This is a genomic window from Marinobacter bryozoorum (assembly GCF_023156245.1).
Taxonomy (GTDB): domain Bacteria; phylum Pseudomonadota; class Gammaproteobacteria; order Pseudomonadales; family Oleiphilaceae; genus Marinobacter; species Marinobacter bryozoorum.
The window spans coordinates 20,199-41,625 of record NZ_JAKZAH010000011.1; the positions used below are offsets into that span (position 1 = coordinate 20,199).

General features: G+C 60.1%; 21 protein-coding genes. 4 read left to right on the top strand and 17 right to left on the bottom strand.

Annotated features, from left to right (window positions below):
- Nucleotides 1-17: 17 nt before the first annotated feature.
- The 11 genes from pal to aspS all read right to left on the bottom strand — a co-directional run bounded on the left by pal (nucleotide 18) and on the right by aspS (nucleotide 9,853).
- The gene (gene pal / locus MLC59_RS08305; protein WP_248233282.1) at nucleotides 18-587 is read right to left on the bottom strand and encodes a peptidoglycan-associated lipoprotein Pal; all 570 of its coding nucleotides are present in this window, start codon (nucleotides 585-587) and stop codon (nucleotides 18-20) included.
- Between the two features lie 59 nt (nucleotides 588-646).
- Nucleotides 647-1,906, bottom strand: a complete 1,260-nt coding sequence (gene tolB / locus MLC59_RS08310) for a Tol-Pal system beta propeller repeat protein TolB (protein ID WP_427901712.1) — start codon at nucleotides 1,904-1,906, stop codon at nucleotides 647-649.
- Nucleotides 1,907-2,029: 123 nt separating this feature from the next.
- Nucleotides 2,030-3,088, bottom strand: coding sequence for a cell envelope integrity protein TolA (gene tolA / locus MLC59_RS08315; protein WP_248233285.1), 1,059 nt, complete (start codon nucleotides 3,086-3,088; stop codon nucleotides 2,030-2,032).
- Between the two features lie 3 nt (nucleotides 3,089-3,091).
- On the bottom strand, nucleotides 3,092-3,544 hold the full coding sequence (gene tolR, locus MLC59_RS08320) for a protein TolR (RefSeq protein WP_248233286.1): 453 nt from the start codon (nucleotides 3,542-3,544) through the stop codon (nucleotides 3,092-3,094).
- Nucleotides 3,545-3,570: 26 nt separating this feature from the next.
- Complete coding sequence (gene tolQ / locus MLC59_RS08325; RefSeq protein WP_248233289.1) at nucleotides 3,571-4,263, bottom strand: protein TolQ; 693 nt, start codon at nucleotides 4,261-4,263, stop codon at nucleotides 3,571-3,573.
- A 3-nt stretch (nucleotides 4,264-4,266) separates the two neighbouring features.
- Nucleotides 4,267-4,740 carry a YbgC/FadM family acyl-CoA thioesterase gene (locus MLC59_RS08330; RefSeq protein WP_282450900.1) on the bottom strand — a complete coding sequence of 158 codons (474 nt, stop codon included), beginning with the start codon at nucleotides 4,738-4,740 and terminating at the stop codon, nucleotides 4,267-4,269.
- On the bottom strand, nucleotides 4,724-5,761 hold the full coding sequence (gene ruvB / locus MLC59_RS08335; protein WP_248233291.1) for a Holliday junction branch migration DNA helicase RuvB: 1,038 nt from the start codon (nucleotides 5,759-5,761) through the stop codon (nucleotides 4,724-4,726). Before ruvB ends, MLC59_RS08330 begins: the two co-directional genes overlap by 17 nt.
- A 196-nt stretch (nucleotides 5,762-5,957) precedes the next feature.
- Nucleotides 5,958-6,575, bottom strand: a complete 618-nt coding sequence (ruvA, locus tag MLC59_RS08340; RefSeq protein ID WP_248233293.1) for a Holliday junction branch migration protein RuvA — start codon at nucleotides 6,573-6,575, stop codon at nucleotides 5,958-5,960.
- A gap of 63 nt (nucleotides 6,576-6,638) precedes the next feature.
- Nucleotides 6,639-7,202, bottom strand: coding sequence for a crossover junction endodeoxyribonuclease RuvC (gene ruvC, locus MLC59_RS08345; RefSeq protein WP_248233294.1), 564 nt, complete (start codon nucleotides 7,200-7,202; stop codon nucleotides 6,639-6,641).
- Nucleotides 7,203-7,236: 34 nt separating this feature from the next.
- Nucleotides 7,237-7,986, bottom strand: a complete 750-nt coding sequence (locus tag MLC59_RS08350; RefSeq protein WP_248233298.1) for a YebC/PmpR family DNA-binding transcriptional regulator — start codon at nucleotides 7,984-7,986, stop codon at nucleotides 7,237-7,239.
- Nucleotides 7,987-8,053: 67 nt separating this feature from the next.
- Entirely contained in the window at nucleotides 8,054-9,853 is a 1,800-nt protein-coding gene (gene aspS, locus MLC59_RS08355; protein ID WP_248233300.1) for an aspartate--tRNA ligase, read from the bottom strand.
- A 242-nt stretch (nucleotides 9,854-10,095) separates the two neighbouring features.
- Between aspS and fabR the strand changes: the two genes are divergently transcribed.
- A complete protein-coding gene (gene fabR, locus MLC59_RS08360) occupies nucleotides 10,096-10,725 on the top strand; it encodes an HTH-type transcriptional repressor FabR (protein WP_248233302.1) in 630 nt (209 codons plus the stop codon).
- A gap of 8 nt (nucleotides 10,726-10,733) precedes the next feature.
- Here fabR and MLC59_RS08365 read toward each other — a convergent pair whose 3' ends face one another.
- From MLC59_RS08365 to guaB, 6 genes are all read right to left on the bottom strand, one after another.
- Nucleotides 10,734-11,153 carry an HIT domain-containing protein gene (locus tag MLC59_RS08365; protein WP_248233304.1) on the bottom strand — a complete coding sequence of 140 codons (420 nt, stop codon included), beginning with the start codon at nucleotides 11,151-11,153 and terminating at the stop codon, nucleotides 10,734-10,736.
- Nucleotides 11,154-11,160: 7 nt separating this feature from the next.
- A complete protein-coding gene (locus MLC59_RS08370) occupies nucleotides 11,161-12,504 on the bottom strand; it encodes a UDP-glucose dehydrogenase family protein (RefSeq protein WP_248233306.1) in 1,344 nt (447 codons plus the stop codon).
- Nucleotides 12,505-12,560: 56 nt separating this feature from the next.
- Nucleotides 12,561-13,562, bottom strand: a complete 1,002-nt coding sequence (gene galE / locus MLC59_RS08375) for a UDP-glucose 4-epimerase GalE (protein ID WP_248233307.1) — start codon at nucleotides 13,560-13,562, stop codon at nucleotides 12,561-12,563.
- A 101-nt stretch (nucleotides 13,563-13,663) separates the two neighbouring features.
- Nucleotides 13,664-14,155 carry a tRNA adenosine(34) deaminase TadA gene (tadA, locus tag MLC59_RS08380; protein WP_248233308.1) on the bottom strand — a complete coding sequence of 164 codons (492 nt, stop codon included), beginning with the start codon at nucleotides 14,153-14,155 and terminating at the stop codon, nucleotides 13,664-13,666.
- 14 nt (nucleotides 14,156-14,169) lie between these two features.
- Nucleotides 14,170-15,747, bottom strand: coding sequence for a glutamine-hydrolyzing GMP synthase (gene guaA / locus MLC59_RS08385; RefSeq protein WP_248233310.1), 1,578 nt, complete (start codon nucleotides 15,745-15,747; stop codon nucleotides 14,170-14,172).
- 57 nt (nucleotides 15,748-15,804) lie between these two features.
- Nucleotides 15,805-17,268 carry an IMP dehydrogenase gene (guaB, locus tag MLC59_RS08390; protein ID WP_248233312.1) on the bottom strand — a complete coding sequence of 488 codons (1,464 nt, stop codon included), beginning with the start codon at nucleotides 17,266-17,268 and terminating at the stop codon, nucleotides 15,805-15,807.
- A gap of 259 nt (nucleotides 17,269-17,527) precedes the next feature.
- On the opposite strand from guaB, the gene xseA reads away from it, so the two are divergent.
- From xseA to MLC59_RS08405, 3 genes are all read left to right on the top strand, one after another.
- Nucleotides 17,528-18,904 (top strand): exodeoxyribonuclease VII large subunit, encoded by a 1,377-nt coding sequence (gene xseA, locus MLC59_RS08395; protein ID WP_248233313.1) that lies wholly within the window; start codon nucleotides 17,528-17,530, stop codon nucleotides 18,902-18,904.
- Between the two features lie 101 nt (nucleotides 18,905-19,005).
- The gene (locus MLC59_RS08400) at nucleotides 19,006-20,880 is read left to right on the top strand and encodes a propionyl-CoA synthetase (RefSeq protein WP_248233315.1); all 1,875 of its coding nucleotides are present in this window, start codon (nucleotides 19,006-19,008) and stop codon (nucleotides 20,878-20,880) included.
- Nucleotides 20,881-21,215: 335 nt separating this feature from the next.
- On the top strand, nucleotides 21,216-21,425 hold the full coding sequence (locus MLC59_RS08405; protein WP_091853604.1) for a cold-shock protein: 210 nt from the start codon (nucleotides 21,216-21,218) through the stop codon (nucleotides 21,423-21,425).
- The last annotated feature ends 2 nt before the right edge of the window (nucleotides 21,426-21,427 follow it).

The following is a 21,427-nucleotide window of genomic DNA, read 5'->3' on the forward strand; positions in this document are numbered from 1 at the left end:
GCACGCTTTTACCGATCTTAGCGGAAAATCAGTTCCACGCGACGATTCTGGGCCCACGCACTTTCACCAGACCCCATGGCCGCCGGCTTTTCCTCACCGTAGCTGACGGTTTCGATCTGGCCGCGGTCAGCGCCATTGACCACGAGGAAGCGCTGTACAGAATTGGCACGGCGCTCGCCCAAGGCCATGTTGTACTCCTTGGTGCCACGCTCATCGGTATGACCTTCAAGGCGGACATTCACGTCCGGGTGATCGGCCAGGTAACGGGCATGGGCCGCCAGCACATCACGGGATTCCATCTTGATTTCAGAGGTGTCGAAATCGAAGTAAAACGTTGTAATACGGCGCAGTGAAGCGTCGTCACCGGCCTCGCCCCGTGCTTCAGCATCACGACGCTCACGGTCACGAAGCTCGTCAGAGGAGATGCCGCCATCATCGTCACCGCCATACACGGATGCTCCACCCTCCTGGTCAACGGCTGACATTTCCTCATCGGTCATCGGGTCTTCACCGGTAGTGCTACAGCCAGCCACCAGGCCCAGTGACAGAACCAGGGCAAATGCAGTCTTCTTCATCATGATATTCATAGAACGTCCTTCTGGTTTGGTTTCAATTTCCTGATTTAACGAGCCACCGGTCACTTCCCCTACCGAAGAATCGGGGACCAGGCCGGCTCACGTACATCGCCCCTGGCTGCCGGCAGGGTATAGGCAGCGCCGCCGCCGGCAGAAATAACGGTCAATACACTGTCACTACCCTGACGGGTTGCGTAGATCAGCATACGACCATTGGGCGCGATACTTGGTGATTCATCCATACCGGTGCGAGTCAGTATCTGTTCGTTGCCGGTCTCGAGCTCCATACGGGCGATATGGAAAGCTCCCTCTCGCTGATGGACATAGTAGATATAGTCACCGTCCGGGCTGAACCTGGCTCCGGCATTGTAGCGCCCACCAAAGGTGACGCGACGCGGGGACGCATTCTCGCTGTCCTTGATATAAATCTGGGGTCCTCCGGACCGGTCCGAGGTGAAGGCAAACCCTTCACCATCCGGGTGCCACGCCCCTTCAGTATCTATACCCCAGTGGTCGGTCAGCCGGGTCAGGGAACGGGATTCGACATCCAGCTTGTACACTTCTGCATTGCCGGAACGGGACAGCGTTACCAGCAGTGAACGACCATCCGGGGACCAGTCAGGCGCTGAATTCAGGCCGGGGAAAGAAGCCACGGCGGTACGTTTACCAGCGGCAAGCTCATGGACAAAGATCTGGGGCTTACCGCTTTCGAACGATACGTAGGCCAGCTTTCTTCCATCCGGCGACCAGGCCGGGGACAGGATCGGCTCACGGCTCTCCAGCCGAACGCTGGCACGACGCCCATCCACATCGCTGACCTGCAAACGGTAGCGGGGCTTACCTCCCTGTTCATCCCGGGTGACATAGGCCAGCCTGGTGGAAAACACCCCGGGTTCGCCGGTAAGGGCCTCATAGACCTTGTCACTGATATGGTGGGCCAGGGAGCGGATATTGCTGACGGTGGTACTCGAGGACTCACCGAGCAGACGACGTTCACCATTAACGTCAAACAGCTCATAGCGGGCGCGGACCCGGTCACCCTCGCGGCTGACATCGCCCACCAGCAGGTAGCGCTGACCCAGCATGCGCCAGTCCCGGAAGAACACGTCGTCGACGCTCGTTGGCAGGCTCAGCATCCTGTCGGCCGCCAGGGGATTGAACTCTCCGGTCATCTCCAGGTTGTTGCGGATGATGGTGCTCACGTTGTCCCCGGCAGGCAGGTCTCCGGACTGGCCGAATGGCACCACCGCAACCGGGACCGCCTCGCCGGCGCCCTTGGTCACGCGAATCATCAGTTCAGCCTGGGCACTGGTGGCCACCGCCACCAACATTGCCAGTACTGCCGGTATGGCGATTAGCTTGCGCCATAGAACCGGCGCCTGTCTTGTCTGTCTCATTCTGGCCTCACCATGCTGTCTGCGTTTCCGGTTCGAAGACCCTGTACCTCAGAGTCCTCAGACCTCCGGCTCAAAGCGGATCGTAAACTGCCTGAAATAGCGGTCGAACGTGTCCCGACTGTCCGGTAGCGGGTATCGATTGATGCCCCGGGCCGCGCTGATCGCTGAGTTATCAAAGGCCCGGTTACCACTGCCTTCGACGACCTCAACGGACTGAAGTTCACCACTGGGCAGCAGTGTGAGACGCAAAATAACGCTCATTCCCTCCCGGGCAGACGAGGGCGGGTACCAGGCCCGGTGTAGCGCATCCCTGATCAGAGACTCGTAACGGGACTTTTCATTGCGCATCTGGTTTTCCCTCGCCCTTGCCGCAGCTGCGGCCTCACGTCGGCGCTCCTCCGCCAGCCGGGCCGCTTCAGCCTCCTGGGCCAACTGCTCCAGTTGCTGCTCGCGTTCACGCCGGGCCTGTTCCTGGCGCTGGCGTTCGGCCTCCTGTCGCTTGCGCTCCTCTTCTTCCCTGCGCTGCTGCTCCTGGCGTTTGCGCTCTTCCTCGGCGCGACGCTCTGCCTCTTCCTGAGCCCGTCGCTCCTGCTCAGCCTTGCGCTCAGCCTCCTCCCGCGCCTTGCGTTCTTCCTCAGCCTTCTGCCTGGCCTGCTCCTCTGCTTCGGCACGGGCCTTTTCCCGTGCCGCTTCTTCCGCTTCCCGCGCCTTCTGCTCGCGCTCCCGGGCAGCCGCAGCCTCCTGTTCGAGGCGCTTCTGCTCCTGACGTTCCTGCTCACGCTGGCGGGCTTCTTCCCGCTCGCGCTCCTGTTGAATGCGCTGTTGCTCAGCTTCCCGCTGCTGCGCTTCCTCCACCGGATCAGGTTGTTCTGGTTCGGGTTCGGGCTCCGGTTCCGGCTGGGGAGGTGGTGACGTGGTTTCCGGCGGTTGCACAGTTTCCGGCGACACCAGCCGCGCCGAGATGCTGGGCTCCGGCGGCTCTTCCATGGGCGTTATCCAGTGCCAGCTGACCAGGGTGATGACGACGATCGCCCCATGCAGCAACAAGGACAGGATGACCGGCGACATCCACGCCGATCGTTTTTCCTTGCGGTCTTCAGGTCGTGGATCCGTCACTGATTAACCACCTGTCCTGTCGGTCTCGTCCGCTTCCGTAATCAGGCCAACGTTGGTTGCTCCGGCCTGTTGCAACACCGACATCAGGCGAACCACGGTGCCGTACTGCACGTTCTGATCACCGCGAACCAGCACTTCGCGGTTGGAGCGCCCTGCCATGATCTTGCTGACCTGTTCCTGTACCCGCTCCAGGGGCATCGGGTCGCTGCCCTCGTCCCCGACCTGCAGAAAATAGGCGCCATTGGCGTCCACCGACACCACCACCGATTCGACTTCCTTTTCTGCCTGTATCGGGTCTGAAGTGGTCTCAGGCAGGTCTACCTTGACCCCCTGAGTCAGCATCGGCGCGGTGACCATGAAAATCACCAGTAACACCAGCATGACGTCAATGTAAGGCACCACGTTGATTTCCGACATGGGCTTGCGGCGCACTGTTTGCATCATTCCGCCTTTCATGTCATTACCTCCTGTCGACCGGGCCTTCAGCCCTGTGCGGTGCCGCCGTTGCCATGAACCCGGCGGTGAAGAATGCTTGAAAACTCCTCGGCGAAGGTTTCATAGTTCTTCAGCAAGGCGTCAGACATGGCCGAAAAGCGGTTGTAGGCAATCACCGCCGGAATCGCAGCGAAAAGCCCCATGGCGGTCGCAATCAGCGCCTCGGAAATACCGGGCGCCACCGTTGCCAGGGTGGCCTGCTGTACGGTGGCCAGCCCGCGGAAGGAATTCATAATGCCCCACACGGTACCAAACAGGCCCACATAGGGGCTGGTGGACCCTACGGTTGCCAGGAAGGGAAGATGGGTCTCCAGGCGTTCCTGCTCACGGGAGAATGCCACTCGCATGGCCCGCTGGGCACCTTCCATTACCGCATCGGCGTCCCGGCTTTGCTGGCGCAGGCGGGAAAATTCACGGAAGCCGGCTCGAAACACCGACTCCATACCCGAATGTGCTGTGGGATTGGCGTTCACCTCTCGGTAAAGCTGCCCCAGGTCCATGCCCGACCAAAATTGCTCTTCAAACGCCAACTGTGATCGCTTTGCCCTGCGAAATACTTGGACACGCTGGAAGATCAGCGCCCAGGAAATCACCGATGCCAGTGCCAGCAACAGCATAACCAGCTGTACCAGTGGGCCCGCCTGGGCGATGAGGTGCCATACAGAGAGTTCTGAATCCACCGTTTACTCCTGATGTTGTTGCGATGTTGGCTTTGATGCCAGGTGCTGCAGCAGCAGCTGGCCCAGATCTTCCGGAAGCCGGCGCGGCCGGCCGCTATCCAGGGCAACGCAGGCAACGCGCACAGTGGCACGGGCCAGGGGGCGGCCGTCGCCCTTTCGGGTCACTGCCTGGTCAAACTCCATCCACACGCGGCCGGCGTCCACCAGGTCGGCCGTCACTTCCAGCTCGTCATCCAGGTAGGCCGGGGCCACATAGTGAATGGCCAGTTTCTGGACCACATAGCTGATGTTTTCGCTCAGCCCGGACCTCAGGCCAACGCCGCAGTGCCGCACCCACTCAGTCCGTGCGCGCTCCATATAGTGAAGGTATTTTGCATGGAAGACGATGCCACCTGCGTCAGTGTCTTCAATATAGACTCGAATGGGCAGGAAATAGGCTTCCAGTGTCGGTCCCGGTTCGTTACTGCTGCCCGTCAAGGAGATCCTCCTGGCGTGTTGTACCCGGCGTGGTGCCGAAATGCAGATAAGCGCTGTTGGTGACCATGCGGCCCCGGGGCGTACGGACCATGAAGCCCTGCTGGATCAGGAAGGGCTCGAGCACGTCCTCGATAGTGCCCCGCTCTTCGCTGATTGCCGCGGCGAGGCTGTCCACCCCTACCGGGCCACCATCAAATTTTTCAATCATGGCCAGCAGCAGGCGCCGGTCCATGTGATCAAAGCCTTCGTTATCCACTTTAAGCATATTCAGGGCCTGGTCGGCAATGTCGGCACTGATGGTGCCATCACCTTTCACCTCGGCGTAGTCCCGTACCCGTCGTAACAAACGATTTGCGATACGAGGGGTGCCGCGAGACCGGCGTGCTATTTCGTACGCACCGGCATCGTCGATCGACACCCGGGAAAGGGCAGCCGACCGAAGCACAATAGAAGTCAAGTCACGGGTGTTGTAGAACTCCAGCCGCTGGACAATACCGAAGCGGTCCCGTAGTGGCGATGTGAGCAGACCGGCCCGGGTAGTGGCGCCAACCAGGGTAAAGGGTGGCAGGTCGAGCTTGATAGACCGCGCCGCCGGGCCCTCTCCAATCATGATATCCAGCTGGTAGTCTTCCATGGCCGGGTAGAGCACTTCCTCCACCGCCGCGTTGAGACGATGGATCTCATCAATAAACAGAACGTCCCCCTGCTCCAGGTTGGTCAGCAGGGCCGCCAGGTCGCCGGCTTTTTCAAGCACGGGGCCGGAGGTGGTTTTGATGGCAACACCCATCTCGTTGGCGATGATATTGGCAAGGGTAGTCTTGCCCAGACCGGGCGGTCCGAAAATCAGGGTATGGTCGAGGGCTTCATCCCGGGCCCGGGCAGCAGAGATAAAGATCTCCATCTGCTCGCGCACCGTGGGCTGGCCCACGTAGTCTTCCAGGCGATGGGGCCGTATGGCCCGGTCGTAGACTTCTTCCTGAAGCCCGGCCTGGGGAGAGATCAGTCGATCAGATTCAATCATGTAAAGACTCGTTACAGGTTTCCACCATCATACCTGTGTTCGGATGAATTGTTCATCCGCCCTGACCGGCATTTTCGGTGACCGGGACCGGGCTCGGCCAGCCGTTAACCCGGACACATTGTACGGTCAGCCGCAGGCCTGTCACGTTACGCTCTTTACACATTCCTCGCGGGGTGTACAGCCGGTTACCGAACCGTTAACTGGCAGGGATCATGGCCTTCAGCGCCTGCCGGATCAGCTCTTCCCGGCTCATACCCTCTGCCGCCACCCGGTTGATCGCGCGGGAAGCTTCCTGGGGCTTGTAGCCCAGCGCGACCAGGGCCGCCTCGGCTTCTTCACCAGCATCCGGTTGCCGTGGCACTGGCTTTTCTGTAACCGTGGCGGCACCGTGGGGTACGAACTGCCCTTCCAGCTGGCCTATCCGGTCAGCCATGTCGATCAGCAGCCTTTCCGCGGTTTTCTTGCCGACACCCGGCAGCTTCACCAGCGCACTGGCATCCCGCTGTTCTACGCAGCGGATAAACTGATCCGCCTCAAGCCCGGAGAGTATGCCCAACGCCAGTTTCGGCCCGACACCGTTTACCTTGATCAGCAGCCGGAACAGATTCCGGTCCAGCCGGCTGGCAAACCCATACAGGCTCTGGGCATCTTCCCGCACCGCAAAGTGCGTGTGCAGGGTGACCTCCTGGCCTGGCTCGGGCAACTGGAAGAAGGTGCTATAGGGAATGTCCACTTCGTAGCCGAGGCCAGCGGCTTCTAACAAGGCCTGGCTGGGCTGCTTTTCGATCAGGGTACCGCGCAGTCGTCCGATCACCGGTCGTTAACTCCGTTATCAGTGTGGGTTAGCCGTGTCGCTGGCCGGAACATGCAGATCAGGTTACCGCATGCGTCCGCCGCGGACACGCCCCCGGGCCGCAACGCCGGCTTCAGGCAACTCGGAGAGTGGACGCCCCACCCCTGAGAGCCGTGCGACACTCTGGCTCATATGGGAATGGCACAAGGCAATGGCAAGGGCGTCCGCCGCATCGGCCTGGGGCTTGCGGTCCAGGCCAAGGATAGCCTGGACCATGTGCTGGACCTGGGCCTTGTCGGCCCCACCCTTGCCCACCACCGCCTGTTTCACCTGGCGAGCAGAGTACTCATGCACGGGCAGGCCAGAATTGGCAGCACTGACAATGGCGACTCCCCGGGCCTGGCCCAGCTTGAGGGCCGAGTCGGGATTGCGGGCCATGAAGACCTGCTCAATCGCGAACTCATCGGGGCGAAATTCGGCAATCAGGGTGGCGAGGCTCTGGAAAATCACCTGCAGCCGCTCCGCCATGGGCCGCTCACCGACCCGTATGCAGCCGCTGTCGAGGTAATCGGTATGGCGACCGGTTACCCGAATGATACCGTAACCGGTAATGCGGGACCCGGGGTCCACGCCGAGGATGATCGCCATCAGGCAGTGCCCCTGTTCTGCTCGAGGAGATAGGTCAGCCGTTCAGCTCCTGCAACACCTCTTCGGAGAAATCGGCATTTGAATACACGTTCTGAACGTCATCCAGGTCCTCCAGCATATCGATCAGCTTGAGGTTCGACTCCGTGCCATCCCGGTCCAGTTCAACCGTGGTACTGGGCACCATGGTGACCTCAGCATTGTCCGGTTCCAGCCCGGCTTCAATCAGCGCTTCTTTCACATCCAGGTAACTTTCCGGTGTGGTGCGAACCTCGAAGGATCCATCGTCCTGCTCGACGATGTCTTCGGCGCCCGCTTCCAGCGATACTTCCATCAACTGCTCTTCACTGGTTCCCGGCGCATAGCTGAGAATACCCTGCTTGCTGAAAAGGAAGGCCACCGAGCCGTCAGTACCCAGATTGCCACCAAGCTTGTTGAAGGCATGGCGAATCTCGGCGACGGTGCGGTTACGATTGTCGGTCATGGCTTCAACATAGATGGCAACACCACCCGGGCCGTAGCCTTCATAGGTCAGTTCTTCGTAGTTGTCGTCATCAGCGCCACCGGCACCCCGCTCTATCGCGCGCTCGATAGTGTCCTTTTTCATGTTGGCCGTCAGGGCCTTGTCCATTACCGCCCGTAGCCGGGGGTTATCGTTCACGTCCGGGCCTCCCAGCCGTGCCGCCACCACCAGTTCACGAATGATCTTGGTGAAGATCTTGCCACGCTTGGCATCCTGGGCCGCCTTGCGGTGCTTGATGTTGGCCCATTTGCTATGCCCGGCCATAAACCACTCCTGTATTTCCTGGCCTATGAATGGGGCCCCGGCGATGATGGCCGGGGCTGAAACAACCTTAACCCTCGGAGCTATCCCCTTTATCGGCGGGCTTTGCCGCTGGTTTGCGAAGACGGATGTGCAGTTCACGCAGCTGCTTCTCGTCAACTTCGCCAGGTGCCTGGGTCATCAGGCAGGTCGCGCTCTGTGTTTTCGGGAACGCAATGACGTCGCGAATGGAGCTCGCACCGGTCATCAGCATCACCAGCCGGTCCAGGCCAAACGCCAGGCCGCCATGGGGCGGGCAACCGAACTTGAGGGCATCCAGCAGGAAGCCGAACTTGGCCCGGGCTTCTTCCTCATCGATACCCAGCACCCGGAACACACCCTGCTGGGTCTGTTCGTCGTGGATACGGATGGATCCACCACCGAGTTCTGTACCATTCAACACCATATCATAGGCGCGGGACAGTGCATTGGCGGGATCCGCGGCCAGCTCTTCCGGCGTGCAGCTTGGTGCAGTGAAGGGATGGTGAATGGCGGTCAAACGGCCGTCATCGGTTTCCTCGAACATGGGGAAGTCCACCACCCACAACGGCGCCCACTCACTGGTCAGCATGTCCAGGTCATGGCCTACCCGAATACGCAGGGCGCCCAGGGCTTCGTTGACTACGGTAGCCTTGTCTGCGCCAAAGAACACGATATCGCCATCCTGCGCGCCCGTGCGCTCCATAACAGACAGGGCGGTTTCATCACCCAGGAACTTGACGATAGGTGACTGAAGCCCTTCGACACCCTTGGCCAGTTCATTGACCTTGATGTAGGCAAGCCCCTTGGCGCCGTAGATGCCAACAAACTTCGTATACTCGTCAATCTGCTTGCGGGTCAGGGTGCCACCACCGGGAACCCGCAGTGCGGCGACGCGACCCTTGGAATCTTTCGCCGGACCAGAGAACACCTTGAAGTCCACGCTTTCCACCAGGTCACCCACATCCACCAGCTCCAGCGGGATGCGCAGGTCCGGCTTGTCAGAACCAAAGCGCTGCATCGCCTCGGAGTATGGCATGCGGGGGAATTCCGGCAGGTCCACGTCCAGCACATCCTTGAACAGGTTGCGGGTCATGGACTCAGTCAGTTGCATCAGGTCTTCCTCATTGACGAAGGAAGCCTCGATATCCACCTGGGTGAATTCCGGCTGACGGTCTGCACGCAGGTCCTCGTCGCGGAAACACTTGGCGATCTGGTAATAGCGATCCACACCAGACACCATCAGCAGTTGCTTGAACAGCTGCGGTGACTGGGGCAGTGCAAAGAACGAGCCGTCGTGGGTACGGCTTGGCACCAGGTAGTCACGGGCACCTTCCGGCGTGGCGCGGGTCAGGATGGGAGTCTCCACATCCATGAAACCATTGCCATCGAGGAAGTTACGCAGGTAGCTCGTCACCCGGGAACGGAAACGGAGGCGATTAAGCATTTCCGGACGACGCAGGTCCACGAAACGATAACGCAGGCGTACATCCTCACCCACATCCACGTGCTCATCCAGCGGGAACGGCGGTGTCGCGGCGGCGTTAAGAATTGTCAGTTCACGGCCGAGCACTTCTACCTGGCCGGTGGGCATGTTCGCGTTCTCGGTACCTGCCGGACGACGACGCACCCGGCCGGTAATCTGGATGACGAACTCGCTGCGTACCTTCTCCGCCTTGGCGAAGCTTTCTTCGGTATCCGGATCAAATACTACCTGGGCCATGCCGTCACGATCGCGAAGGTCCAGAAAGATGACTCCCCCGTGATCCCGCCGACGGTGGACCCAGCCGCAGAGTGTGACGTCCTGATCGATGTTTGATTCGTTGATTCCACCGCAATAATGACTGCGCATACCCGTTCCCATAGCTGTCGTGACAATGTGTGTATTCCGGAGTGGCCATGGCCCTTATCGGGCCTGGCCCGGGCGCCTTTGGAAGACGTCCCGAAAAAGCGGGTCATTATAAACACAATCGCGCTCAAAATCAGGGCCCGGCCGGAATATCGCAGGCCCGGGGCACACAACTGCCACGACCTACCATCCGACGACTCCCCTGACTACAATGACACGCTCTGGATCATGTATAAGGACTACCCGTGTCAGCCCGCGCCGAGCAGAAACTCCGTACCCGCCGAGCCCTTATGAATGCTGCGCTGTCGCAACTCAGCGCTGACCGCGGCTTTGGCAGCCTGAGCCTGCGAGAGGTCGCGCGTGAGGCCGGCCTTGCCCCCACTTCGTTCTACCGTCACTTTGCCGACCTGGACGAACTGGGCCTGGCGCTCGTGGACGAAGGCGGCGTTGCCCTGCGCCAGCTGATGCGCCAGGCCCGCAAGCGAATTGCCCGTAACGGCAGCGCCATCAGTACCTCGGTGGACACCTTCCTGGAATACCTCGGCAACAACGCCAACCTGTTCCGGCTGATGCTGCGCGAACGTACCGGCGTATCCAAGCAGTTCCGGACCGCGGTGAAGGCGGAAATTGACCACTTTGTCACCGAGCTGGCAGACGACCTGGACCGGTTTGGCGAGGAACGGGGCAAGCCCCTGTACAGCCCCCGAACGGTGGCTGAGGCCATGGTGACGCTGGTGTTTAACCAGGGCGCGGAAGCCCTCGACGGCACGAAGCCGGAAACGGATCACCTGCGTCAGCGCCTGAAGATGGAACTGAGGATGGTCTTGCTGGGGTCGCAGGTAATGGCCCGGCACCAGAAGACAACCGAACTCTGAGCACCGGCTCAGCTTGCACCCAGCTTGCGAAGCATTGGCGCAAATTTGCTGCGCACTTCCGCGAGCTCCCCTGCGGAATAAGGGACTGGCGACTGCACACCCCATACCGGCCCGGGCCAGGCAACATCCCCTTCATGGCGGACTATATGATGCAGGTGCAGTTGAGGCACCATATTGCCCAGTGCCGCCACGTTGAGCTTGTCACCGGCGAAGGCATCCATCATCCCCTTGCCCAGCACACAGCTTTCACGCAGCAGTTGTTGCTGGTCCCGCTCGGACAGATCATGGATTTCCCGGATATCCGGACACCGGGGCACCAGCAGCACCCAGGGCCAGGTCCGCTCATTCATCAACCGGACCTCGCAGAGTGCGCTACGGCCGAGGCTGATGCTATCAGCCTCAAGCCGGGGGTGAAGCTCGAATCCCATAACTCCCTCAGTCCATCCGGAACTGATTGCGGCCACGACCAATGGCGTAATAGATCAGACCGTGACGATCCAGCATCTGGGGTTCGTACATATTGCGGCCGTCGATCACTACCGACTGCTTGAGGGCCTTTGCGATACCCTCGAAGTCCGGGGAGCGGAACTCCTTCCACTCCGTGCAGATCACCAGTGCATCTGCGCCCCGCAGGGCTTGCTCCTTGGTACCACACAGCTGCAGGTCATCCCGGTCACCGTAGATACGCTGGGTCTCCTCCATCGCTTCCGGGTCGAAGGCCTGGACCCTGGCCCCTGCCTGCCACAGGGACTCCATCAGCGTTCTGGATGGCGCTTCCCTCATGTCGTCGGTGTTGGGCTTGAAGGAAAGCCCCCAGATAGCGATGGTCTTGTTGGCCAGGTCACCCTGGAAGTAGTGACTGACCTTGTCGAACAATACGTGTTTCTGGGCGTAGTTGACGGCTTCCACCGCATTGAGCAGCGTTGACTCGTAGCCACAGCTGTTGGCTGTACGAGCCAGAGCCTGGACGTCCTTGGGGAAACACGAGCCACCGTAACCACACCCCGGGTAGATGAAGTGGTAACCGATGCGCGGGTCGGAACCGATACCCCGGCGAACATTTTCGATATCCGCACCCAGGCGCTCTGCCAGGTTGGCAACCTCGTTCATAAAGCTGATCTTGGTGGCCAGCATGGCATTGGCCGCATACTTGGTCAGCTCAGCAGACCGGATGTCCATGAAGATCATGCGATCGTGGTTACGATTGAACGGGTAGTAAACTTCCCGCAGCACTTCCTCGGCACGCTCGCTGTTGGCACCGACAATAATCCGGTCCGGTTTCATGAAATCATTGACCGCTGCGCCTTCCTTGAGGAACTCCGGGTTGGAGACAACATCGAACTCCAGCTCCAGGTTACGGTGGTCAAGTTCCAGCCGGACCGTATCGCGAACCTTGTCTGCCGTGCCCACGGGTACCGTTGACTTGTCCACCACCACTTTGTAGCCATCCATGTGCTGGCCGATTGACTTCGCTACGGCCAGCACATACTGCAGGTCTGCGGAGCCGTCCTCATCCGGCGGTGTACCTACTGCAATAAACTGCAGCACGCCGTGGGCGACAGCCTCAGCCGTATCCGTGGTGAAGTTCAGGCGACCGGCTTCTGCATTGTGGCGCACGATAGGTTCCAGGCCCGGCTCATAGATGGGAATCTGACCGCTCTTGAGTCGCTCGATCTTTCCCTGATCCACGTCCATGCACAGCACGTCATGGCCTGAGTCCGCGAGGCAGGCTCCGGTAACCAGCCCGACGTAGCCCGTGCCAAAAATGGTAATCTTCATGCTCTCGTTCCCTGCGGTTGAATCAAGTTAGAAATGACCTTCATAGGATTATGTAACTAACTGTTTATATTATTTTTCTTTTTACGTTCTTGCCACTTCTTTTCCCAGTCCAGCGCCGTCTGGACGATCACAGCCAGGTCATCGTAGTCCGGTTTCCAGCCCAGCGTTTCGGTAATGCATTGGTTGTCGGCCATCAACGCACCCGGGTCACCGGCCCGCCGCCCGGTTTCCTCCACCGGGAAGTCGACCCCGGAACGGGCCTTCACCACATCGATAACTTCCCGCACGGTAAAGCCCCGTCCGTAGCCGCAGTTAAGAACCTGCGACTGACCACCCCTGGCCATGTAGTCCAGCGCCATTACGTGGGCCTTGGCCAGGTCTTCCACATGGATGTAATCGCGAATGCAGGTACCGTCACGGGTATCGTAATCCGTGCCGAAAATGCTCATCCCTTCTCGTGCACCGGTTACACATTCGCAGGCCACCTTGATCAGGTGCGTAGCCTCCGGCGTCGCCTGCCCGAGAAGGCCGTCAGGGTTCGCGCCCGCTACGTTGAAGTAACGAAGAATCACGTAATTCAGGGAAGAAGCGGCGGCCAGGTCCATGATCATCCGCTCGCTCATCATCTTGGATGCACCGTAGGGATTAATGGGGACCAGGGGGAGGTCTTCGGTAAGGACAGTCTGATCCGGCATCCCGTAGACCGCGGCGGTAGACGAGAACACCATGTAGGGCACACCATGACGCTCAACGGCCTTGAGCAGGTTCAGGGTGTTGCGGGTGTTGTTGCTGTAATACTTGATGGGATTGGCGACGGACTCCGGAACGACAATGTTCGCCGCAAAGTGCAGCACCGCATCGAAGGCGTGAGCGCCGAACAGAGCCTCAACGGCCAACTCGTCGGCCAGGTCACCCACCACCAGCTCACCGGCGGTAACCGCCCAGGCATAGCCGGTAGAGAGGTTATCGAACACTACGATGTCATGCCCGGCCTGCGCCAGTTGGCGAACCACATGACTTCCAATATAGCCGGCTCCGCCGGTCACCAGTACTTTCATGCCTTTATTCCGTTTCGTCCCTGATCACAGTGCCTTCGGGTTAATTCGCCGATCTGCTGAATCGACCAGGGGTCCGGCAACGAACCAAAAGGCGCACTGGCTCAGGCATCTGATATTTGACGGGCTCGACGTTTCTGCTCTCGACGGGCTGTAAAGAAATCGGTGAGCAACTGCCCGCTTTGTTCGGCCAGAACACCCCCGGTCACCTCGACATTCCAGTTAAAATGGGGTTCGTCGAGAGTCGTCCGGACGGATTCCACTGCACCGCCCTTGGGTTCGATAGCGCCATAGACCAACCGGGAGACACGGCTGTGCACTGTGGCCCCGACACACATGGTACAGGGTTCGAGTGTTACGTAAAGCGTGGCCCCGGACAAGCGGTAGTTGCCTACCCTGGCTGCTGCATCCCGCAGTGCGCGGACCTCCGCATGGGCTGTTGGATCGCAGGCAGAGATGGGCGCGTTATAACCGGAACCGATTTCACGACCATCCAGAACCACGACGGCCCCAACCGGCACCTCGCCCTCTCCGGCTGCGAAGCGGGCCAGTTCAAGGGCCCGCTGCATCCACCGCTCGTCAGCACTCGACTCCATGGCGTTGACCGGCGTTATTCCCACTCAATGGTAGCGGGGGGCTTGGAAGATATATCGTAAGTGACCCGGGATACTCCGGTGATCTCGTTGATAATGCGGTTAGACACCGTCTCCAGCAGCTCATACGGCAAGTGCGCCCAGCGCGCCGTCATGAAGTCGATGGTTTCCACCGCCCGCAGGGCAACGACGTATTCGTAGCGGCGCTGGTCACCGACCACACCCACAGACTTTACTGGCAGGAATACCGCAAACGCCTGACTGGTCTTGTGGTAGAGGTCGGCCCGGTGCAGCTCCTCCAGGAAAATGGCGTCCGCGCGACGAAGAATCTCCGCGTATTCCTTCTTTACCTCACCCAGGATTCGCACACCCAGCCCAGGTCCCGGGAACGGGTGACGGTAGACCATATCGTAGGGCAGCCCCAGCTCCAGGCCGATACGGCGAACCTCGTCCTTGAACAACTCCCGCAGCGGTTCCACCAGCTTGAGTTTCATGGTTTCCGGCAGGCCACCCACATTATGGTGGGACTTTATGACATGGGCCTTACCGGTCTTGGACGCCGCAGACTCGATCACATCCGGATAAATAGTGCCCTGGGCCAGCCAGTTAACATCGGTGATCTCAGCAGCATGCTCATCAAACACCTCGATAAAGGTGTTACCAATCACCTTTCGCTTTTCCTCCGGGTCCTGAACGCCCTTGAGGCGCCCCAGGAACAGGTCTTCGGAATCGGCCCGAATCACCTTCACGCCCATGTTGCGGCCGAACATATCCATCACCTGGTCGCCTTCATTGAGCCGCAACAGGCCGTTGTCGACGAAAACACAGGTCAGCTGATCGCCAATGGCCCGGTGCAGCAGGGCCGCCGTAACCGAGGAATCCACCCCGCCGGAGAGGCCGAGCAACACTTTCTCGCTGCCCACCTGCTCGCGGATCTGGCGAACAGCATCGTCCACAATGCGGGCCGGGGTCCAGAGGGCCTCACAGTGGCAGATATCCTTCACGAAGTGCTCAAGGATCCGCTGGCCCTGCAGGGTATGGGTAACCTCCGGATGGAACTGGACGCCGTATAGCCCACGGCGGGTGTCCTGCATGGCGGCAATTGGCGCACTCTCAGTGGAGGCCAGCAGCTCGAACCCATCCGGCATGGCAACCACCTTGTCGCCGTGGCTCATCCATACGTCCAGTAATGAATCGCCCTGGGCGGTCAGGTGGTCCTTGATATCCCGCAACAGGGGACCATCGGCCCGTACCTTGACCTGGGCGTAACCAAACTCCCGCTTCTCGGAGCTGGCCACCCGGCCGCCGAGCTGCTCGGCCATGGTCTGCATGCCATAGCAGATACCGAGAACCGGGATGCCGCGCTCGAACAACCCCTCCGGTGCACGGGGACCACCCAGTTCAGTCACGGATTCAGGACCACCAGCGAGGATGACACCCTTGGGACGGAACTCCTCGATCTCGTCCGCAGTAAGATCGAATGGCTTGATCTCGCAGTAAACCCCGATTTCCCGGACCCGGCGCGCGATCAGCTGGGTGTACTGGGAGCCGAAATCGAGAATCAGGATGCGGTGGTCATGAATGTTCTGGGACATGGATTCCTCAACATGAAATAAGAAACGGCCCGGAAACGGGCCGTGTATCGGGCTGGATCAGCCAATGCGATAGTTTGGAGCTTCCTTGGTGATGGTCACGTCGTGAACGTGGCTCTCACGCATACCCGCGTTGGTGATTCTGACAAACTGGGGCCGGGTGCGCATGGTTTCGATGTCGGCACTGCCGGTATAGCCCATGGAGGCCCGGACACCGCCCATCAACTGATGGACAATATTACGCATCGGCCCCTTGCAGGCGACACGCCCCTCGATGCCTTCCGGCACCAGTTTCTCGACGCCCTCGCTGGCGTCCTGGAAGTAACGGTCGCTGGAGCCCTGCCCCATGGCCCCGAGAGAACCCATGCCGCGATAGGCCTTGTAGCTACGGCCCTGGAACAGCTCAACCTCCCCGGGTGACTCATCGGTACCTGCCAGCAGACTGCCTACCATGACACTGTAGGCGCCAGCGGCAATGGCCTTGGCAATATCACCGGAGAATCGGATACCACCATCAGCGATCAGGGGAACGCCCCGCTCTTTCAGCGCTTCGGCCACATTGGATACCGCGGTAATCTGCGGCACGCCAATACCGGCGACGATACGTGTGGTGCAGATGGAGCCCGGGCCGATACCCACCTTCACCGCATCCGCGCCGGCATCTGCGAGTGCAATGGCGGCCTCGGTGGTCGCAATATTGCCACCAATAACCTCTACCTGCGGGAAATTCTGCTTGATCCAGCGGACCCGCTCAATGACACCGGCAGAGTGGCCATGAGCGGTATCAACCACAATGACATCAACACTGGCCTCTACCAGGGCGGCAATACGAGCCTCGGTGTCACCCCCGGTACCAACGGCGGCACCCACGCGCAGGCGGCCCTGGTCGTCCTTACAGGCTAATGGGTAGTCCTTGGCCTTCTGGATGTCCTTGACGGTAATCAGGCCGCGCAGCTCAAAGTTGTCGTTGACTACCAGCACCTTCTCGATGCGATGGCGGTGGAGCAACTCCTTTACTTCCTCCAGGTCTGCGCCCTCACGCACCGTTACCAGCTTGTCCTTGGGGGTCATGATGTCCGCCACGCGGGTGTCCATACGACTCTCAAAACGGATATCGCGGCCGGTCACAATGCCCACCAGGTCCTTGCCATCAACAACCGGCAGGCCGGAAATGCTGTTGGCCATGGTGATATCCACCAACTCACGCACGGTGGTAGACGGGGTTACCGTGATGGGGTCCTTGACCACGCCGCTCTCGAATTTCTTGACCTTGCGGACCGCTGCCGCCTGCTGCTCAACGCTCATGCTCTTGTGCATGATGCCGATACCGCCTTCCTGGGCCATGGCGATGGCCAGTTCGGATTCGGTAACGGTATCCATGGCGGCTGAAACCAGCGGAATGTTGAGGGTAATGCCTTTGGTCAGCCGGGTTTTCAGGTCGACGTGCTTGGGCAGCACTTCGGAGTATCCCGGCATCAGGAGAACGTCGTCAAACGTGAGGGCTTCTTCGGCTATACGCAACATTGGGACCCGCCTTTGAGAAAGAACATGTGGAGGCCCGGCACCGCCGTTTCGGGGCGCTGTCTCAGCGCGCAACGGTACCGGTCACCTTAATCGGACTATTATAAATGTCGCAGCCGCTACAGTAAACCGCGCCAGGGCCGCGACAGGCCTGCATCTTGCTGAATTACGGTCGGTTTTAGCCTGGCCAGCTAATGGAAAACCCGTATGGTGACCGAGAAGGTTCTGATAACATGGTGTTTTTTCCAGTCCGGAGACCACGATGTATCCTGATGACTCGCCTCCCGTACGCCCCCGCGCCCTGACAGTTACCGAGCTCAATCGCCAGGCCCGTCACTTGCTGGAGAACAGCTTTATGCAGGCCTGGGTTGAAGGAGAACTTTCCAGCCTGTCGCGCCCGTCCTCGGGGCACTGGTACTTTTCCCTGAAGGATCAGCGTGCCCAGGTACGATGCGCCATGTTCCGGGGGTTCAATCAACGCCTTCGCCAGATACCAAAGGAGGGCGACCAGGTCAGGGTTCGCGGCAAGGTCAGCCTCTACGAAGCCCGGGGCGATTACCAGGTCATCGTTGAGCACCTGGAACCAGCAGGGCTCGGGGCACTGCAACAGGCCTTTGACGCGCTCAAGGCCCGGCTCAACGGGGAAGGCCTGTTCGCGGCGGAGCGAAAGAAACCGCTGCCTGAAACACCCCGGCATATTGGCGTTGTCACCTCCCCCACCGGCGCTGCGATTCACGACATACTGACGGTACTGGGCCGGCGTTGCCCCGGCATCCCGGTCACGCTTTACCCGACAGCGGTGCAAGGCCAGGCCGCCACCGCCAGCATTGTCGAAGCGATTAACCGTGCCATTCGCCATAACCAGGCAGACGTTCTGATCATCGGCCGCGGCGGTGGTTCACTGGAAGACCTCTGGTGCTTCAACGAGGAGGCGGTGGCCAGGGCTATTGCCTCCTGCCCGATCCCCACGGTCAGTGCCGTGGGGCATGAGGTTGACGTGACCATCGCGGATTTCGTGGCAGATCTGCGGGCACCCACACCGTCGGCCGCCGCCGAAAAGATCTCCCCCGACCAGTCCACCTGGCTCGTTCGCCTGGGGGAAACCCGGCAGCGACTGATCCAGGCGATGACCAGGCAGCTGCGTCAGCAGCATACCGGCGTCACCCAGCTGGCTTCCCGCCTGCGGGACCCGCGGCGGCAACTTCAGGAAAAGGCCCAGCGCCTGGACGACGTGGAAATGCGGTTCCGGCAGGCAATCAGCCAGCGACTCACTAACGAGCGGACAAAAACCGGGCACCTGCAGCAACGACTGGCAACCCACCGGCCAACCCGGCGCATCGCTGAACAGGGTCAGCGGCTTGACCTGGCCCGGCAACGACTGGAAGCCTCGCTGCGACGCCAGCTGGAGACCCGCAGCCAGCGCATGGAATCCGCCGCACGAACACTGAACGCCGTCAGCCCCCTTGCCACCCTCGGGCGCGGCTACGCCATTGTCTCCTCAGAAAGTCAGACCGTCGTTCGCGACCCTGCTACCCTGAGTTCAGGGGACCGGATAAGTGCCAGGCTGGCCAAGGGGATGCTGGAAGCCACCGTGACCACCGTTCACCCGGACCAGCACGGAGGCAAGGCTGACGGCTGATTAGCCTTTGGTCTACTTCCTCTGCGCGGCAGATGGCTTAAAGTCAGGTTCTCAAGCAAAAAAATACAACAACCTGATTCCAAGCTATGAGAGGTGGACCAATGGACTACCAATCGGAATTCCGTCGTTCCGTGGACCAGCCAGAGGAATTCTGGCGAGAGAAAGCCCGTGCTATCGACTGGATCCGTCCCCCCGAAGAAATCTGGAAAGGCACTGAGAATGGCCACGGCCAGTGGTTCCCGGATGGCCTTATCAACTCAAGCGATGTTGCACTGGACGCCAACATCCGCGCCGGCCGCGGTGACCAGAAGGCCCTGATCTACGACTCCCCCGTTACCGATACCCAACAGAGTTTCACCTATAACGAACTGACCGACCTCGTCGCCCGTTTTGCCGGTGCACTCAAGTCCCGCGGCATAGGACATGGGGACCGGGTTATCATCTACATGCCCATGGTGCCCCAGGCGGCTATCGCGATGCTGGCCTGTGCCCGGCTGGGCGCGATCCACTCGGTCGTGTTCGGTGGCTTTGCCGCCCACGAACTGGCAGTCAGGATCAGTGACGCCAAGCCCAAGGCGATCGTCACCGCATCCTGCGGCATCGAGGTCAGCAAGGTTATTCCCTACAAACCCCTTGTAGACCGGGCAATCGAGGAAGCGGACCACAAACCGGAATGCTGCATCGTGTTCCAGCGACCCCAGGTAACCGCTGAACTGCAACCAGGCCGGGATTTCGACTGGGACCAGGAAATGGCGACTGCCAAGCCGGCAGACCCGGTCCCTGTCGCAGCCACTGACCCCCTCTATATCCTGTACACCTCTGGCACGACCGGCAAACCCAAGGGCGTAGTGCGGGATAACGGCGGCCATGCCGTGGCATTAAGGTACAGTATGGACCTGGTCTATGGTGCCAGCCCCGGCGATGTGTTCTGGGCCGCCTCTGACGTGGGCTGGGTCGTGGGTCACAGCTATATTGTGTATGCCCCCCTGTTCATGGGCTGTACCACCATCCTGTACGAGGGCAAGCCGGTGAAGACACCGGACGCCGGCGCTTTCTGGCGAGTTTGCCAGGACCACAAGGTAAACTACCTGTTCACGGCGCCAACGGCCTTCCGTGCCGTCCGCAAGGAAGACCCGGAAGCGGATATGCTGGAGACTTACGACATCAGCGCCCTGAAACGGCTGTTCCTGGCGGGCGAGCGCCTGGACCCGTCTACCTACGAGTGGCTCAAGGAACACACGGGACTGCCGGTGCTGGACCACTGGTGGCAGACCGAAACCGGATGGGCCATTTGCTGTAACCCGGTGGGCATTGAAGAAATGCCCACCAGGCCCGGTTCGGCAACGGTCCCCTCGCCCGGTTATAACGTCCAGGTTGTCAGCCTTGACGGACGCCCAATGGCCGCGGGGGAGCAGGGCCAGGTGGCAGTAAAGCTGCCACTACCCCCCGGCTGCCTGTCCACGGTCTGGGGAGATGACGCCCGCTTCCGCAAAACCTACCTTGACCCCATTCCTGGCTTCTACAGCTCCGGTGACGGCGGCTTTATTGATGAGGACGGCTATGTGTTCATCATGGGCCGCACCGACGATGTCATTAACGTAGCCGGTCACAGGCTCTCCACCGGCGAGATGGAAGAAGTCGTCGCCTCCCACCCCGCAGTAGCCGAGTGTTGTGTGGTCGGCACCAGTGATGAAATGAAGGGGCAGATTCCCGTCGGACTGGTCCTGCTGAAAGACGGCGCCACCATCGACCCGGACGAACTGGAAGAGGAGCTGGTGGAAATGGTTCGAGAGCGTATCGGTGCCATCGCCTGCTTCCGCCGGGCCATGGTGGTGGAACGCTTGCCCAAGACGCGATCAGGCAAGATTCTGCGCCGGGTGATCCGGCAGATTGCCGACGGCGAGGAGTGGTCGGTGCCTTCCACTATCGATGACCCTGCCATCCTGGACGAAATCGATCAGCAATTCCGTCACTGAGCGGCTCATACCAGAATCGAAGAGCTGTGAAAGCAGGCTGATTTTGTTCAAAAAAGGGGGCGCCAGAGCGCTTTGAAAAAATCTTTGACGCCCCCCGAAGTCGGTCTATACTGAATTTGCTGTGGAAAGACAGCGGTATTAAGTGAAAGTGTTACAGCGCTCTGCCTCTCAGACGTTCGGTTACTCCTTCCCTCAGTACAACTGCCCTATCCCCAGCAAAGCTGTGCCGGTTCATTCTGTAGTTCAGCTGTCACATTTATGCAGTTATCTATGGCGTGCAGGCACACAAGAAAGGTCCCGTGAGGGCACAACGTTCAGAAACACAGGAAAGATCAATGTCTGACACAAAAACAGGCCACGTAAAGTGGTTCAACGAGTCCAAGGGTTTTGGCTTCATCGCCCAGGACGGTGGCAGTGACGTATTTGTTCACTACAGCGCAATCAACGCAAGCGGGTTCCGTACCCTGGCTGAAGGCCAGCAGGTTCAGTTCACCGTAACCCAGGGCCCGAAAGGTCCCCAGGCGGAAAACGTAACCCCGGTTTAAGG

Bases quoted from the DNA above. Each gene is read 5' to 3' on its own strand.
- pal (WP_248233282.1), bottom strand. From the start codon at position 587: ATGAATATCATGATGAAGAAGACTGCATTTGCCCTGGTTCTGTCACTG.
- tolB (WP_427901712.1), bottom strand. From the start codon at position 1,906: ATGTTGGTGGCGGTGGCCACCAGTGCCCAGGCTGAACTGATGATTCGC.
- tolR (WP_248233286.1), bottom strand. From the start codon at position 3,544: ATGAAAGGCGGAATGATGCAAACAGTGCGCCGCAAGCCCATGTCGGAA.
- ruvB (WP_248233291.1), bottom strand. From the start codon at position 5,761: ATGATTGAATCTGATCGACTGATCTCTCCCCAGGCCGGGCTTCAGGAA.
- ruvC (WP_248233294.1), bottom strand. From the start codon at position 7,202: ATGGCGATCATCCTCGGCGTGGACCCCGGGTCCCGCATTACCGGTTAC.
- MLC59_RS08350 (WP_248233298.1), bottom strand. From the start codon at position 7,986: ATGGCCGGGCATAGCAAATGGGCCAACATCAAGCACCGCAAGGCGGCC.
- aspS (WP_248233300.1), bottom strand. From the start codon at position 9,853: ATGCGCAGTCATTATTGCGGTGGAATCAACGAATCAAACATCGATCAG.
- MLC59_RS08365 (WP_248233304.1), bottom strand. From the start codon at position 11,153: ATGGGATTCGAGCTTCACCCCCGGCTTGAGGCTGATAGCATCAGCCTC.
- MLC59_RS08370 (WP_248233306.1), bottom strand. From the start codon at position 12,504: ATGAAGATTACCATTTTTGGCACGGGCTACGTCGGGCTGGTTACCGGA.
- galE (WP_248233307.1), bottom strand. From the start codon at position 13,562: ATGAAAGTACTGGTGACCGGCGGAGCCGGCTATATTGGAAGTCATGTG.
- tadA (WP_248233308.1), bottom strand. From the start codon at position 14,155: ATGGAGTCGAGTGCTGACGAGCGGTGGATGCAGCGGGCCCTTGAACTG.
- guaA (WP_248233310.1), bottom strand. From the start codon at position 15,747: ATGTCCCAGAACATTCATGACCACCGCATCCTGATTCTCGATTTCGGC.
- guaB (WP_248233312.1), bottom strand. From the start codon at position 17,268: ATGTTGCGTATAGCCGAAGAAGCCCTCACGTTTGACGACGTTCTCCTG.
- xseA (WP_248233313.1), top strand. From the start codon at position 17,528: ATGTATCCTGATGACTCGCCTCCCGTACGCCCCCGCGCCCTGACAGTT.
- MLC59_RS08400 (WP_248233315.1), top strand. From the start codon at position 19,006: ATGGACTACCAATCGGAATTCCGTCGTTCCGTGGACCAGCCAGAGGAA.
- MLC59_RS08405 (WP_091853604.1), top strand. From the start codon at position 21,216: ATGTCTGACACAAAAACAGGCCACGTAAAGTGGTTCAACGAGTCCAAG.